Below are 14,195 nucleotides of genomic sequence, written 5' to 3' on the forward strand. Positions count from 1 at the left end.
ACGGGTATCCGCTGTTTTGTCCGTATGTCGTTTTTCATTCCACCGTCTTATGGCGGTGCATGCAATCTTCTTGAAGTCCATAGGATTTGTGTTTTCTGTTATGTTTTCCACCTGCAAATATACGACATGAAAAAGCCTTTGTCAAACCCTTCACCGTAACATATTGAAAACCAATACAACTGCAAATTCGTTAAAAACAGTTTCATGCGGACAGTCCGTTTTCCGGTGAAATCCCGGTGAAGGATTGTACGGTAGAAAGTTCACCTTAAAACGTTGGTACAGAAGAGGTCTGAAGGAAGCGAACCTTTTTTCAAAAAAAACAGTTTGTGGGAGGTAGAGTAGGGTGAACCTTTCCCATGGCTGTCCATGCTTTTTCCTGATTCGGTTTTCAGCATGGCAAAGCCCGTAAGACGGACGTCAGTATGTCCGAAAATCGTTCTCAGGAGATTGAGAAATCGTTTGCAGCAGAATGGGAAATCATTTGGCGCAGATTGTTTTGTCGTTTTTGTATGCTACAGGGACATTACTGAATATTCCTGCATCTTTTGATATAGTTGCCAGCAAGTGTAAAGTAGGGAAGACGGATTCTGAGACCAGAAATCGGTTATAAAAAAGCCCTGTAAGTGAATATCAAGCAGAAATGTCAAAAGTATAAAGTATACCTTGGTATTTTTGCCGATTTTGGTAAGATGGAAAGTACAGTTATGTAGATCCGTCAGTCGAGCAAATTCCCCTTTTATAATTTTTTCTGGGTACAGGTTCCAAATGCCCCAACCAGCCTTGTGCAAAATCCCTAAGGGTATATTTTACCAATCCTGTTTGGGGGCTGAAACATAGATATATTTTGATGTGATTTTATAAACCACGACAAAGTGATGCCCTTCCAATGTATTGTGCAAGGTAAGGGCATTTCATTTCTGAACTTCTAATATGACATGCTGAAGGCTTGACTTCTCAAGCCGAGCTTTTCAGCGGCTACCACATAATCATAGACCGAGATTCCTTCTTTTCTTATTCCTGTTAATTCACGTAAAAACTCCAGTTCATAGAAACTTCCGTAATATTTGCATATCATTTGCAGGCATGCCGGGCCGCAATCTTTGGATTCCAATTGACGGGTATGAGGAAAGTTCTTATGGAAAAACATGGGGTATTTTATTTATCAGATCTCGGTAATAGCAAAAGAAAAGTATATTGAATCAAGATCATATTCTCTTGGTTTTTTAAAGATACTCTGCTTCAAAAAAAGGCTTATTGCATACACATCCTTTGCCGAAAGTAAAACTAATATATTTTTAGATGATACTATTCTAACGCTTGTTACCGTTCCTATGCTATCTATTTTTACACTTATATAGAAAATAGTATGCTTGTTTTGAGCTTCATTCCTTAATCGGATTATGTTATCATCGGTTATATATTGTGAGATATTCTGCTTAATTTTTCTGATTTCGGTTATAACCAGACTGTCTTGTAGATATTTTCTTTCCTTATATTTTTCTACGGATAAGTTACCTGCCTTAGTGTCTTTTTCAAGAGTTCCCCATTCGGCAACATATGTACACGCACCATTTTTTGTTGATAGATTTTCCCATATTATGGTTTTGTCATTGTATTTCTCTTGCCTTATTAAACTGTCCTTTTTCTTTTTTAATCCTTTTTTTATAATAAACATGGCTTTGTCGAGTGTCATTCGTTGTTTTTGGTATATAATTTCTGTTTGTTTTCCCTTGTATTTCAATGGTACAGAATCAAGTAAAGCCGGACAAATTTCTTTCCCTTCTTTATTTATCACTCCCCAACGGCCTCCGTTTATCGTGTGGTACTCCCCTGATTTGTCTACAGGTACACTGCGTCCTCCTGTGTTAAAGAAGGCATGTCCGTTTTTAAATGGGGTAACAAAATCAAAACGTGGAGGAATGACTATATGTCCGGTTGTATCAGCAAACCCCATTTTGTTGTTATTCCCAATCATTCTAAAAACACCCTCTGAAAGGTAGTCCGGATCATTATCGTACTGGAAAACTTTAAATAGCTCTGTCCCTGAAGGAGAGATGGCTATAATATCTTTTTCCTTAGGTTTGCTGATGAAGCCTAATGTGCGATATGGAATGTGGCACATGTATTTTCCATAAGGGATTATTGTATCTCCCAAATTGTTTTCATAACCGTAGGTGTCATCATATTCACGATATATTAAGTGAAGTTCCAATGCCTCTTGCGCTGCAATATTGAATGCCGCAAACCAAATTATAATAATATATAGCTGTTTCATTTTATTTCCCAGAATCTAATTGTATCACATCTGTCATAAGTGGGTTCTTCTTCCAAACCGTATCCGTCACCACCCAACAACTTACGGGCACTTAATTCACTGATTGCAGGAATGGACAATTTTAATATTTCCAATTTCTTTTCCATGATGTTAGATTTATAGTTACTAATTTAATCTATCACGTTACAAACGTAAATAAAATCATACTAGGCTCAAAATAAAAATAAGAAAAAAGTATGAGAAGTATCGTAAAACATATTTTTCGTTCCTATAGACAATTGTTGTCTAACAATCTCGATATATTATAAATTATTCCGAACTTCTCATGAGGGTTTAATAGTAAAACTCCTAATGAGTGAATGAATAAATAGTAATACAAGGAGAGCCCTTCTGTTGGAAAGGATTGGAAATCAGAGCTTTTTTCTTTGCTTTTATTTAAAACCTTTTTGAGGTTTATACATGTGTCTTTTAATATATTGTCTAATTCAGGATAAAGGACCTCTTTTTGTCCCACAAGCGATAATAATTCTTCTTTCTGCTCATTGTATTTTTTATCCATGCAGGTCAAAAGTTTGCGTTTGCGTGCCAAAAGTTGGCGAGTGTTATATATGCCGTTGGTGTCTAACACTTCGGGCATTAAACGACTCTGGGTATCTACCAAAAACGTCCTCATGTCCTTTTTAGGCACAACATCGTGGAGATAATAATATGCAAAACGATAGGCCAACAGCAATCGACGGCTTTCGGCTTCCTTTCCCCAATACCTCATAGCCAAATTGGACAACATGGACATCACGTCTGCCAATTCATCGTACAGCAGTTGGCCACCCAAATACAGCCCTTCGTAAAAGCAGCTTGGGTAGGGGTATGAAGTTCCATGCCCAAAAGAAGTGAATTCCAAATCCTCCGTCGTGGTTTTCAATACCGTTGTTTGTCGGTTTGAAAGTTCGGAAAGCAATACTACATCAATGTCTGAATCAGCTCGTGTTTCTCCTACGGCATAACTCCCCGTAAGCATAAAGCATAATTCCTTTAATTATGGAATGGGGATAGAAGCGGTATGTGGCCGCTATGATTCTTTCTGTGAAAAGAGAATTGAGCCTTTTCATGGTAAGAATCAGTCGAGCAACCTTTTGCTCAGGTATCTTACGGGATACCATAATGCACCATAGCTGACCAGCAATACGGTAAAGAATACGATGACGACATCCCAGGGGTGAACGCTGACGGGGTAGGCATCTACGACGAAACTTCCGGAAGAGTTGCCTAAAGTGATAAGTCCGTAGGTTTGTTGCAGATAGCATAAGGCAATCCCGACGATGATGCCGATTAAAGCTCCGAAGCCGGATATCATGCGCCCTTCAAATAGGAAGATACGGATAATCTGGTTGTCTTTGGCCCCTAAATTGCGCAGGGTACGCACGTCTTCTTTCTTGTCTATAATCAGCATGGAGATGGAACCGATGATGTTGAAGCTGGCTACTAAAAGAATAAACGTAAGAAACAGGTAAGCGATGAGCTTTTCCACTTCCATGATGCGGAACACGTCTTCCTGCTGTTCGTAGCGGTCTTTTACCGTAAATCCGTTACCTAATATTTTTTGGATGTCGGTTTGTGCCTGACGGATGTCCACACCATCCTGAAGTTGCAATTCTATGGCGGAAACACGTCCTTGTTGCCCGAACAAATCCTGGGCAAAACGTAGGGAGGTAAGGATGTAACCGGCATCGTATTTGGCCTGTTTCACGGCAAAAACCACACCGGGTGAGTATAATTCGCTTTGTGTGAAGCTTTCTGTAGGATTGGACAGGTTCACCCGCTCTCCCTTTTGGGGGGCGTAAACCTTTAAGGGAGTGTCGAAACTGGCTCCCAGTCCTAATTGTGCGGCCAATTGTATGCCCAACACTCCGAATTCCAGAACATCTGCATGTAAAGTAAACGTACCGTCTCCATAAAGCAGTTTGTTCAGGTCTGCCATTCGGGCGAAGTTGTCGTCTACTCCTTTGATGGTTACCATGGCTTGGTGTTCACCACAAATAACCAATGCATGGTCTTCCAACGTTTCCGTGTAGATTTTGATTCCCGGATAGGCTTTTAGGGCTGTGAGTTTCGGGTCGTCTGCGGCCATGGTCTTCCCTTGGGATGGCGTGACCTTTAGCTGTGGGTCGATGGCTGTGAAAAATGAAGCGACAAGGTCTTGGAATCCGTTGAATACGGACATCGTACAGACCAATGCCATGGTGGCCAGAGCTACACCGCATACTGAAATCGCAGAAATGATATTGATGGCATGGTGCGATTTCTTGGAAAACAGGTATCGTCGTGCGATGTAGAACGGGAAGTTCATTCTTTCAGTAGCTTGTCGATGTTTTCGATATAGTCCAAAGAGTCATCTACGAAGAATTTCAATTCGGGGATGATGCGTAACTGATGGCGTACCCGTGTCCCCAGTTCGTAACGGATGGCTTTCATGTTGCCATTTATATTTTTCACGATTTCTTCGCTTTGCTGGCTCGGAAATATGCTCAGGTACACGCGGCAGATGCTGAGGTCCGGACTGATGCGGCAGGCACTTACCGAAACCAATACTCCTTTCATCGCCTTGGTTTGCAGCATGAAAATCTCGCTGAGTTCCTTTTGTATCAGCCGGGAGATTTTGTTTTGTCTGGTTGTTTCCATATTCTTTATTTTATTTTTTGCGGATGAGGGTCAGCCCGTCACGTAACGGTAGGATGACTTTCTCCACACGTGAGTCTGCGGCTATTCGGTTATTGAAATCCATGATACCCCGCGTTTGTGCGTCCTTATGGGGCGGAGGCTCTAATACGTGACCGTCCCACAAGGTATTGTCGGCCAAGATATAGCCGCCCGGTTCGAGGCGGGGGAGAATCATTTCGTAGTAGTCCGTGTAGCGTCTCTTGTCACCGTCCACAAAAGCCATGTCGAACGTGAGTCCCATTTCCGGAACCCTTTTCAGAGCATCGCCGATGATGAATTCTATTTGCGAGGCGTATGGTGAGTTCTCTATCCATGGTCGGGTGAAATCCTCCTGTTCGTCATTGATTTCAAAGGTGTATAGGCGACCGTCCGGTTCAAGGCCTTCTGCCATGCAAAGGGCTGAATAGCCGCTGTAAGTTCCGATTTCCAGAATACGCCGGGGACGTATCATGCGGACCAACATTTTGAGCAGACGTCCTTGCAAATGTCCGGAAGCCATGCGGGGACGTAGCAGTTTTACATGCGTGTCCCGATACAAGGCTTTCAGATATTCGCTTTCCTCGTCGATATGTTCGAGGATATATTGGTCCAACCGGTCCGTTTCCTGCATATTCGGTAGATATTAGAGATAGCGTGTCCGGTTGGGCAGTACGTATTCCATGGCGTGTTTCAACACGTCTCCCACAACGTTGATTTCGAGGAATGAAGTTTGAGTTCCTTTTTTACCGCCACTCAGGTAGGCCACCATTTCGTTTTCCGAAAGGACACCATCGTCGAGCAATTTTTGAAGGGCTGCAAAATAATACGCTTGTCCGTTGGCTTTCTCCGGCATGAAGATAGCTTCCACCCCGTAGGAAAGTGCGAGATGGCGCATGGTCTTTTCTTTGTAGCATACGGCCAGGACGGGGTATTTTCCACGGTAGGCCGCGAGGGAACGCGCCGTAAGGCCGCTGAAACTATCTGTAATAATAGCCCGGATAGGCATCAGATTACTGGCACGTACAGCCGATTTTGCCAAAAATGAAGGGACGTCGGTTTTTTCCGGTGTCAGCGGAATCTGGATGTCGTTTTCTTCGAGTTTGTCTTTTTCAGCCTGTGCCGCGATGGTAGCCATCGTGCGCACGGCCTCTACCGGATACTTGCCGTAAGCCGTCTCGCCGCTCAGCATCAGGGCATCCGTACGGTAGTAGATGGCATTGGCGATGTCTGTGACTTCCGCCCGTGTCGGACGTGGATTGTTGATCATCGTGTGCAACATTTGTGTGGCTACGATAACCGGCTTTTTGGCTAAGATACATTTTTTGATTAAGATACGTTGTATGCCCGGAATACGTTCCTGGGGTACTTCGATGCCCAAATCTCCGCGAGCTACCATGATGCCGTCCGCCACTTCCAGAATTTCATCAATATTATCCACGCCTTCCTGATTCTCGATTTTTGCGATAATCTTGATGTCGCTGCCGTATGCATTCAGAATCTCACGGATGTCCAATACGTCCTGTTTGTTACGAACGAAAGAGTGGGCGATGAAGTCTATGTCTTTTTCGATGGCGTAAAGGATGTTGTTGCGGTCTTTTTCCGTCAGAGACGGCAAATTGATACGCACGCCCGGTACGTTCACGCTTTTACGGCTGGCCAGTGTCGCATCGTTGCATACTTCGCAATACAAAGCTTCTTCATCCTTATCCGTTACTCTCAGTTCAAGGTCTCCATCGTCTATCAAGATTTTGGCACCTACGGATAAGTCGTTTACGAAGTTCGGATAAGTGACATAAATACAACCGCGTACGGTCTCTTTTTCCGGATTACCGATAATTTTGACCCGGTCGCCGGTTTTATATTCGGTAGTATCTTCGGCATTTTTGGTGGTTCTCACTTCCGGTCCTTTCGTATCCATCAATATGCCGATACGATTGGATACTTCGCGTACGTTGGCTATTAGTTGCTCGAAACCTTCCCGGCTGGCATGTGCAGTATTCATACGTACTACATTCATGCCGGCATTGAAAAGGTCGCGGATAAAGTCCACATCGCAGCGCAAGTCTGATATGGAAGCGACTATCTTCGTCTTTTTCAACATCATAATCTTTATACCTTATTTAAATTTAATACCTATTATTTCTACTTTATTGAGTCTTTCCGACAGTGCAACAGTGCTTCGACCGCCAGTCTGTAAGAATCGAGACCAAAGCCGCAAATAACACCTAAGCAAGCACATGAAATCATGGATTTGTGGCGAAACTCTTCCCGTTTGTGCACGTTACTGATATGTACTTCCACGACCGGAGCCGTAACCGCTCTGATTGCATCTTGCAGGGCTATGGATGTATGGGTGTAGGCACCGGCATTCAGAATAATACCTGCATCTTCAAATCCTACCTCATGAATTTTGTCAATCATCTCCCCTTCGATGTTGCTTTGGTAGTAGTCGATTTCCAAATCGGGATAGGCCGTACGCAGCTTCTCTAAATAACTTTCAAAGGATTCTGCACCGTATATGCCGGGCTCTCGTTTGCCCAGTAAGTTGATATTTGGCCCATTTATGATTTGTATTCTCATCTTTTTCTATAATTTTGTAGAAAACGTGCCGCAAAAATACAAAAAAAGAATGGAATACAGCGAAAAAACGTCTTATAATAGAGGTGGGGAGGTCTCGAAAGCACTATTACGAAGGTATTACCAGTATTTGAAGTTGGAAAGAGGGCTTTCAGGAAATACATTGGATGCTTATACCGAAGATTTAAGAAAACTTTTAGGCTTTCTTTGGGAAGGAGGATTGGATTTCAGGACTGTCTCGGTAGACGATTTACATCAGTTTATGGCAGAGTTGGCAGATGTCGGTATCGGGCCTCGTTCCATGGCACGTATTTTGTCTGGAATCCGTTCATTTTATCGTTTCCTATACGTGGAGAAAGAAATCGTACAAGACCCAACGGAATTGCTTGAATCTCCGAAAATCGGACGTCATTTGCCGGAAGTTCTGACGGTGGCGGAAATAGATGCCATGATAGCAGGTATAGACTTGAGCCAGCCGGAGGGACAACGGAACCGTGCCATTCTGGAGATGCTTTACAGTTGTGGCTTGCGGGTAAGTGAGTTATGCGGGCTTCGGATTTCCGATTTGTTTTTGGAAGAGGGCTTTATCAGAGTGAAAGGCAAAGGAGGGAAAGAACGTTTGGTTCCCATTTCCGGTCGTGCCGTACGCGAATTGGAGAATTGGTTCCTTTGTAGGAATCTTATTCATATCAAACCGGGAAATGAAGATTTTGTTTTTTTAAGTCTGAGGCGGGGGGCTTCCTTGTCGCGGATTACCATTTTTTATTGGGTCAAGGAATTGGCAGTCGCGGCCGGTATTCAAAAAAAGATAAGTCCCCATACGTTCCGTCATTCTTTTGCTACTCATTTGTTGGAGGGAGGGGCAAATTTGAGGGCTATACAAGCGATGTTGGGGCATGAAAGTATTTCCACGACAGAAATTTATACCCATATCGACAGAAGCCGTTTGCGGCGGGAAATCATGGAACATCATCCACGGAATATTCGTGACGATTCTTCAAAATAAAGGCGGAAGAGGGTTGAATATGGTATAATACGCGTTTTTTTTGCAATATTTTAAAGTTAAAAATAACACGGTCTATTAAAGATTTGTATCTTTGCAGCCGGAACTATTAATTAAAACAGTGTTAGTATGCGTAAAAATTATTATTTAGTCATGTCGTTGGCTGCCGTTGCGGCTCTTTCGTCATGCAAGAAGTTAGGCGAACTTTCTGCCGACAACTTTACGGTGACTCCGACCCCGTTGGAGGCGATTGCCGGTCAGGTGCCTGCCACTATCGACGGTAAATTTCCCGAGAAGTATATGAAGAAGAAAGCCGTGGTAACGGTGACTCCGGTATTGAAGTACGAAGGCGGCGAGGCTAAGGGACAGAGTGCTACGTTCCAGGGCGAAAAAGTGCAAGGTAACGACCAGACTATCGCTTACAAGGCAGGTGGCACTTATACGATGAAGTCTATATTTGACTTTGTTCCGGCTATGCAGCAGTCCGATCTTTACCTGCAATTCGATGCAAAGGTAGGTAAGAAGACGGTATCTGTGCCCGAAGTGAAGGTAGGCTATGGCGTGATTGCGACTTCTCAACTGTTGCAAAACACTTTGGCTTCCGTACGTCCGTCGTTGGCTGCGGATGCTTACCAGCGTATCATCAAGGAAAAGCAAGAGGCTAACATCAAGTTCTTGATCCAGCAGGCTAAGTTGCGCGATTCTGAGTTGAACTCCGAGAATATGAAGGAATTCATCGCAATGATGAAGCAAATCAACGACGAGAAAGAGACAAAGGCTTTGAAGAACATCGAAGTGTCTGCATACGCATCTCCCGATGGTGCTCTCGACCTGAATACTCGTTTGGCTGAACAGCGTCAGGACAATTCTGAAGGTTATTTGCAGAAGCAATTGAAGGCCAATAAGATGACTGCCGAAGTGGATACGAAGTATACTGCTGAGGACTGGGACGGTTTCCAGGAATTGGTTTCACAGAGCAACATTCAGGACAAGGAAGTTATCTTGCGCGTGCTCTCTATGTATAAGGATCCCGAAGAACGCGAAGCTCAGATCAAGAATATGTCTGCCGTATTCAAGGAATTGGCCGAGACAATTCTTCCCGAATTGCGTCGTGCACGTTTGACGATGAACTATGAAATCATCGGCCGTAGCGATGAGCAGATCGTTGCACAATTCAGCAGCGATGCTTCTAAGTTGAGTGTAGAGGAATTGCTTTATGGTGCAAACTTGGCTTCTGTGTCCAACAAGGAAGCTTGGTATCAGAAGACTTCACAGCTTTATCCCAACGATTACCGTGCATACAACAACCTCGGTATGCTGGCATATCAAAAAGGTGATTTGAGTGCTGCTGAAAACTATTTCAACAAGGCTAAGTCTTTGAAGGGCAATGCCGGTGAAGTAAACGCCAACCTTGCTTTAGTTGCTTTGAACAAAGGTAACGTGAAAGATGCAGAAGCATACATGGGTAAGGCTTCGGGTGCTGATGGTTTCAACGAAGCTAATGCGGCTTTGAATATTGCCAAGGGTTCTTATCAGCAGGCTGCCAGTGCGGCTAACGGTGTGAAGAGCAACACGGCAGCTTTGGCTCAGATTCTGAACAAGGACTATGCTGCTGCCAAGTCTACTTTGAACGGTGTGGCTAATAAGGATGCTTATACTTCATATCTGTTGGCTATTGTAGCTGCCCGTACAAATGACGCAGCCGGTGTGAACACGAATTTGAAGGATGCTGTCAGCAAGGATTCTTCTTTGAAGAGCCGTGCAGCCAAAGATCTTGAATTTGCAGAATACAAATCATCAGTTGAAAGTTTGTAATCGACGAATTTTTTAAATGAAGAGATTTATTCTCTATACATTGATCGCATTCACCCTGCTCAGTTGTGGAGGATCCGAAGGCCGGTTTCGGTTGAAAGGAGAATTCGAACACCTGCGGCAGGGTGAATTCTATATATATAGTAATGATGGAGGTACGGCCGGATTCGATACCATTAAGATTGAGGACGGACAGTTCGACTACGAAACGGACTTGAGAGACCATGCCATTTATTATCTTTTATACCCCAACTTGTCCGAACAGGTTATTTTCGGCGCCTCGGGCGACGTAATTACGATTAAGGGAGATGCCCGTAACTTGAAAAGTGTGGAAGTAAAGGGGAGTCAGCCGAATGAGGAACTGACAGCTTTTCGTTTGGAAAATAAAGACAAGGGGCTTTCCGGCACAAGAGAGGCCGCTGCTGCTTTCATCGCGCAGTCACCCTCATCGCCCGTAAGTGTTTTTTTATTTAAGGAGTATTTTTTGTCCTATGACGATGTTTCGCAAGGGGACGTAAAAAAACACTATCGTGCATTGTGCAAGGCTCAGCCCGACAATTTGCAACTGTTAAGTTGGCAGTCCGATGTAGAAAACCGAGGTCGGCTTTTGAAAAAGGGCAGTTCGTTACCCGAATTTAGTTTTACGTTGGAAGATGGCAGGAAGGTACAGGCCTCCGATTACAGGGGGAAGCCTCTTTTGGTTCATTTTTGGGCTTCGTGGGAAGGCCGGAGCAGAGCCGAAACGTTTCGTGTCAGACGGATGTTGAAAGGGAACCAGGGTAAAATAGAGGCCGTCAGTATCTCGTTGGATGTAAATGACGCGGCTCGTAAGGGAATAGAACGTATGGACAGTGTATCGTGGACGAGCTATTGTGACTTTCAGTCGTGGAACAGTCCTTTGGTCAAACAATTCGGTATCCGTTCCATTCCTTTTTACCTGTTGGCCGGAGCGGACGGCAAGGTTCTTGCTGCCGGTGCCTCCTACGAGAAGGATATAGAGCCGGAAATCAAGAAACTTTTTGAACCGCGATAAACAGGTCGTCATGTTGGTAAAGGTTTATGGTGCATCGGTCCGGGGGCTTTCTGCCATACCCGTTACCATTGAAGTGAATGCTTCAAGGGGCATCAAGTTCTTTTTGGTTGGCTTGCCGGACAATGCGGTAAAAGAGAGCCACGAGCGTATTGTGGCGGCAGTAGAAAACAGCGGATACCGTTTCCCCTCGAAACAGTTTGTGGTCAATATGGCTCCTGCGGATATCCGTAAGGAGGGAGCGGGATATGACTTGCCGTTGGCTGTCGGTATCTTGGCGACGGACGAAAAGGTGAGGCCTGACAAGTTGTCCCGTACGATGATGCTCGGCGAGTTGAGTTTGGACGGGAGTTTGCAACCGGTGAAAGGGGCTTTGCCTATAGCCATCAAGGCTCGTGAAATGGGCTTCGAGCATTTGATTGTGCCCAGGCAGAACGTCCGTGAGGCAGCCGTGGTCAACCGGCTTAAAGTATATGGAGCGAGCCATATCGGCGAAGTGGTTCGTTTTTTGAATGATGAAGGGGGCTTGATGCCTACCGAAATAGATACGCGGGCTGAGTTTTATGCCCAACAGACAGAGTTTGATTTTGACTTTGCGGATGTGAAAGGCCAGGAGCATGTGAAACGGGCGCTTGAGGTCGCGGCGGCCGGCGGGCATAATGTCATTATGATAGGGCCTCCGGGGAGTGGAAAGTCCATGATGGCAAAGCGCTTGCCTTCCATCTTGCCTCCTCTGTCTTTGGCCGAGAGCTTGGAAACGACCCAGATTCATTCTGTGGCGGGCAAATTGGCGCGGGAAAGCTCGCTCATCGCCCGGCGTCCGTTTCGTGCACCACACCACACGATTTCGCAGATAGCTTTGGTCGGGGGTGGTGCCAACCCACAGCCCGGAGAAGTAAGTCTGGCACATAATGGTGTGCTGTTTTGTGATGAATTACCGGAGTTTTCCAGATCGGTGCTTGAAGTGTTGCGTCAGCCGCTGGAAGACCGGCAGATTAATATATCCCGTGCCAAATACAGTGTGACTTATCCATGCTCGTTTATGTTCGTGGCCTCCATGAATCCTTGTCCTTGTGGTTATTACAACCATCCCACAAAGGCCTGCGTATGTACTCCGGGGCAGATCCACCGTTATTTGCATAAGATTTCGGGACCGTTGCTTGACCGTATCGACCTGCAAATCGAAATCACTCCATTGTCTTTTGACGAATTGTCGCGTCAGGCTCCGGGGGAGAGCAGTGCCACCATCCGTGAGCGGGTAGTTCGTGCCCGCCGTATTCAGGAACAGCGTTATGCGGAGCAGGAAGGGGTGCATTGCAATGCACAAATGACTTCTAAGCTGTTGCGTGAATACGCTTCTTTGGACGATGCCGGTACGGAAATGTTACGTGCCGCCATGTCGCGGCTCCAACTTTCGGCACGTGCTTACGACCGTATCTTGCGTGTGGCCCGTACGATTGCCGATCTGGAGGGGCAGGAGGACATCGGGCCGGCTCATATAGCTGAAGCCATCGGTTACCGGAATTTGGACCGCGCCGGTTGGGGGGAATGATAAAAACACATCTTTACAGAAAATCTTGAATCTGTAATATTTATATGATAGCTCCTTGTCGTACATCCTGAAAGATGAAGGATGATTTTGCAAACTGCTTGAGAGAAGTATGCCAGACATAATTTCGTTCGATGGCAAGCAGAGATGAATAGCTTTCCCTCTTAATACAAAGGGATTGTGGTTTTCTGTTGCTGGTTTATTTTTAGAAAAAAATATTTGTATATAAAAAACAAAAACAGCATTAAATATATAGCCTTTTGTTTGTTTTTCTCTGAAATTTGTGTAGCACACATTTAATAAGCCGTCTTTATGTTTCTATCGCCGGTGCGGATCTCGGTTGGGGTGCGTACGGGGATGCAGTAGAGTTCAGCGTACGTTGTGCGCAAGAATTTGGTGATGGCAGCTTTTCCCGTTTTGTACGGAAAAGGTCGCCCTTTCGTGTTTTAGGCGAGATACGTAAAATCTTATTTAATCGATATCTTATGATAAGAAGATTATTGTGATTTGTTGTCTGTAGGTTGGTAAATCGTTCTCAGCAGAATGAAAAATCATTCTCAGTAGAACTTTTTTTCATTCTGCTGAGAAAAATAATCCGGAAAAAAGACTATGAAAAATCGTCTTTTACACTGTTGAATATATGGATGAGATAAGGAATGGTAACGTGGGCTTAAATCAGTCAGACAGTTTCTATAAGAAGGTAAAATGTATTTCGAATATAGGGAAAATAAGGAACTTCTAAAAATAATGTTCATCATTTCCTTTCAGGGGGATTCTACACCTTATATAATATAGGGTGTTTGATAGGGCTATATTAATATGATATTTTCTATTAATTTTCAATATTATTTGCAGGGTATTTATAAAATCTTTATATTTGCATCGTAAGATTAAATCTTTTTGGTTTTCTCAAAAGGATGGAGATGTATTTTTAAGTAGAATTTATGAAGAATGTATTAAGTCTGACACCAGGGAGTATTTCCATTATTTCTGACAAGAGAGAGCTTGCCGGAATGGGGGAAATACGTATGGAAGAGAAACGGCATTCTTTTTTCGTAAAAAATACAAATTTGTTTGTAGGTGTGGATTTTATTTATAAACACACACACACACACACGTTCTAAGGAGTCTTTATACTTATATATATGCAAATCAGGAATCTGGTTTGTATACCGACACTGTGAGGTATCTTGCGTATTCCATGCGTGGGAAGATTGATTGTGGCTGTTTTTCTTTGCTTTCGGGCAGGGGG

General features: G+C 44.2%; 13 protein-coding genes. 4 read left to right on the forward strand and 9 right to left on the reverse strand.

Annotated elements, in window-relative coordinates:
• Positions 1 to 925: 925 nt before the first annotated feature.
• From HMPREF9441_RS04250 to aroQ, 9 genes are all read right to left on the reverse strand, one after another.
• Positions 926 to 1,147: a cysteine peptidase family C39 domain-containing protein gene (locus HMPREF9441_RS04250; protein ID WP_008618386.1), complete on the reverse strand. Its 222-nt coding sequence runs from the start codon at positions 1,145 to 1,147 to the stop codon at positions 926 to 928.
• 15 nt (positions 1,148 to 1,162) lie between these two features.
• Entirely contained in the window at positions 1,163 to 2,275 is a 1,113-nt protein-coding gene (locus HMPREF9441_RS04255; RefSeq protein WP_008618387.1) for a WG repeat-containing protein, read from the reverse strand.
• Positions 2,272 to 2,421: a hypothetical protein gene (locus tag HMPREF9441_RS18575; protein ID WP_008618388.1), complete on the reverse strand. Its 150-nt coding sequence runs from the start codon at positions 2,419 to 2,421 to the stop codon at positions 2,272 to 2,274. The genes HMPREF9441_RS04255 and HMPREF9441_RS18575 overlap by 4 nt, the downstream gene beginning before the upstream one ends.
• A gap of 122 nt (positions 2,422 to 2,543) precedes the next feature.
• On the reverse strand, positions 2,544 to 3,293 hold the full coding sequence (locus tag HMPREF9441_RS04260) for a nucleotidyltransferase domain-containing protein (RefSeq protein WP_008618389.1): 750 nt from the start codon (positions 3,291 to 3,293) through the stop codon (positions 2,544 to 2,546).
• Positions 3,294 to 3,392: 99 nt separating this feature from the next.
• Positions 3,393 to 4,622: an FtsX-like permease family protein gene (locus HMPREF9441_RS04265; RefSeq protein WP_008618390.1), complete on the reverse strand. Its 1,230-nt coding sequence runs from the start codon at positions 4,620 to 4,622 to the stop codon at positions 3,393 to 3,395.
• Complete coding sequence (rbfA, locus tag HMPREF9441_RS04270; protein WP_008618391.1) at positions 4,619 to 4,954, reverse strand: 30S ribosome-binding factor RbfA; 336 nt, start codon at positions 4,952 to 4,954, stop codon at positions 4,619 to 4,621. The genes HMPREF9441_RS04265 and rbfA overlap by 4 nt, the downstream gene beginning before the upstream one ends.
• Before the next feature lie 10 nt (positions 4,955 to 4,964).
• Positions 4,965 to 5,603 carry an O-methyltransferase gene (locus tag HMPREF9441_RS04275; RefSeq protein WP_008618392.1) on the reverse strand — a complete coding sequence of 213 codons (639 nt, stop codon included), beginning with the start codon at positions 5,601 to 5,603 and terminating at the stop codon, positions 4,965 to 4,967.
• A 12-nt stretch (positions 5,604 to 5,615) separates the two neighbouring features.
• A complete protein-coding gene (gene pyk, locus HMPREF9441_RS04280; RefSeq protein WP_008618393.1) occupies positions 5,616 to 7,076 on the reverse strand; it encodes a pyruvate kinase in 1,461 nt (486 codons plus the stop codon).
• A 38-nt stretch (positions 7,077 to 7,114) separates the two neighbouring features.
• Positions 7,115 to 7,552, reverse strand: a complete 438-nt coding sequence (aroQ, locus tag HMPREF9441_RS04285) for a type II 3-dehydroquinate dehydratase (RefSeq protein WP_008618394.1) — start codon at positions 7,550 to 7,552, stop codon at positions 7,115 to 7,117.
• A gap of 49 nt (positions 7,553 to 7,601) precedes the next feature.
• Here aroQ and xerD point away from each other — a divergent pair, with 49 nt between their 5' ends.
• From xerD to HMPREF9441_RS04305, 4 genes are all read left to right on the forward strand, one after another.
• Complete coding sequence (xerD, locus tag HMPREF9441_RS04290) at positions 7,602 to 8,555, forward strand: site-specific tyrosine recombinase XerD (RefSeq protein ID WP_009391920.1); 954 nt, start codon at positions 7,602 to 7,604, stop codon at positions 8,553 to 8,555.
• Between the two features lie 126 nt (positions 8,556 to 8,681).
• Positions 8,682 to 10,367, forward strand: coding sequence for a tetratricopeptide repeat protein (locus tag HMPREF9441_RS04295; RefSeq protein WP_008618396.1), 1,686 nt, complete (start codon positions 8,682 to 8,684; stop codon positions 10,365 to 10,367).
• Between the two features lie 16 nt (positions 10,368 to 10,383).
• Positions 10,384 to 11,397, forward strand: coding sequence for a TlpA disulfide reductase family protein (locus HMPREF9441_RS04300; protein ID WP_008618397.1), 1,014 nt, complete (start codon positions 10,384 to 10,386; stop codon positions 11,395 to 11,397).
• A gap of 10 nt (positions 11,398 to 11,407) precedes the next feature.
• The gene (locus HMPREF9441_RS04305) at positions 11,408 to 12,946 is read left to right on the forward strand and encodes a YifB family Mg chelatase-like AAA ATPase (RefSeq protein ID WP_008618398.1); all 1,539 of its coding nucleotides are present in this window, start codon (positions 11,408 to 11,410) and stop codon (positions 12,944 to 12,946) included.
• Positions 12,947 to 14,195 lie beyond the last annotated feature (1,249 nt).

This window comes from Paraprevotella clara YIT 11840 (assembly GCF_000233955.1).
GTDB lineage: Bacteria > Bacteroidota > Bacteroidia > Bacteroidales > Bacteroidaceae > Paraprevotella > Paraprevotella clara.

Coding starts and splice junctions, on each gene's coding strand:
- HMPREF9441_RS04300 (WP_008618397.1), top strand. CDS start 10,384: ATGAAGAGATTTATTCTCTATACATTGATCGCATTCACCCTGCTCAGT.
- HMPREF9441_RS18575 (WP_008618388.1), bottom strand. CDS start 2,421: ATGGAAAAGAAATTGGAAATATTAAAATTGTCCATTCCTGCAATCAGT.
- rbfA (WP_008618391.1), bottom strand. CDS start 4,954: ATGGAAACAACCAGACAAAACAAAATCTCCCGGCTGATACAAAAGGAA.
- HMPREF9441_RS04305 (WP_008618398.1), top strand. CDS start 11,408: ATGTTGGTAAAGGTTTATGGTGCATCGGTCCGGGGGCTTTCTGCCATA.
- pyk (WP_008618393.1), bottom strand. CDS start 7,076: ATGATGTTGAAAAAGACGAAGATAGTCGCTTCCATATCAGACTTGCGC.
- HMPREF9441_RS04260 (WP_008618389.1), bottom strand. CDS start 3,293: ATGCTTACGGGGAGTTATGCCGTAGGAGAAACACGAGCTGATTCAGAC.
- HMPREF9441_RS04250 (WP_008618386.1), bottom strand. CDS start 1,147: ATGTTTTTCCATAAGAACTTTCCTCATACCCGTCAATTGGAATCCAAA.
- HMPREF9441_RS04265 (WP_008618390.1), bottom strand. CDS start 4,622: ATGAACTTCCCGTTCTACATCGCACGACGATACCTGTTTTCCAAGAAA.
- HMPREF9441_RS04255 (WP_008618387.1), bottom strand. CDS start 2,275: ATGAAACAGCTATATATTATTATAATTTGGTTTGCGGCATTCAATATT.
- HMPREF9441_RS04295 (WP_008618396.1), top strand. CDS start 8,682: ATGCGTAAAAATTATTATTTAGTCATGTCGTTGGCTGCCGTTGCGGCT.
- xerD (WP_009391920.1), top strand. CDS start 7,602: ATGGAATACAGCGAAAAAACGTCTTATAATAGAGGTGGGGAGGTCTCG.
- HMPREF9441_RS04275 (WP_008618392.1), bottom strand. CDS start 5,603: ATGCAGGAAACGGACCGGTTGGACCAATATATCCTCGAACATATCGAC.
- aroQ (WP_008618394.1), bottom strand. CDS start 7,552: ATGAGAATACAAATCATAAATGGGCCAAATATCAACTTACTGGGCAAA.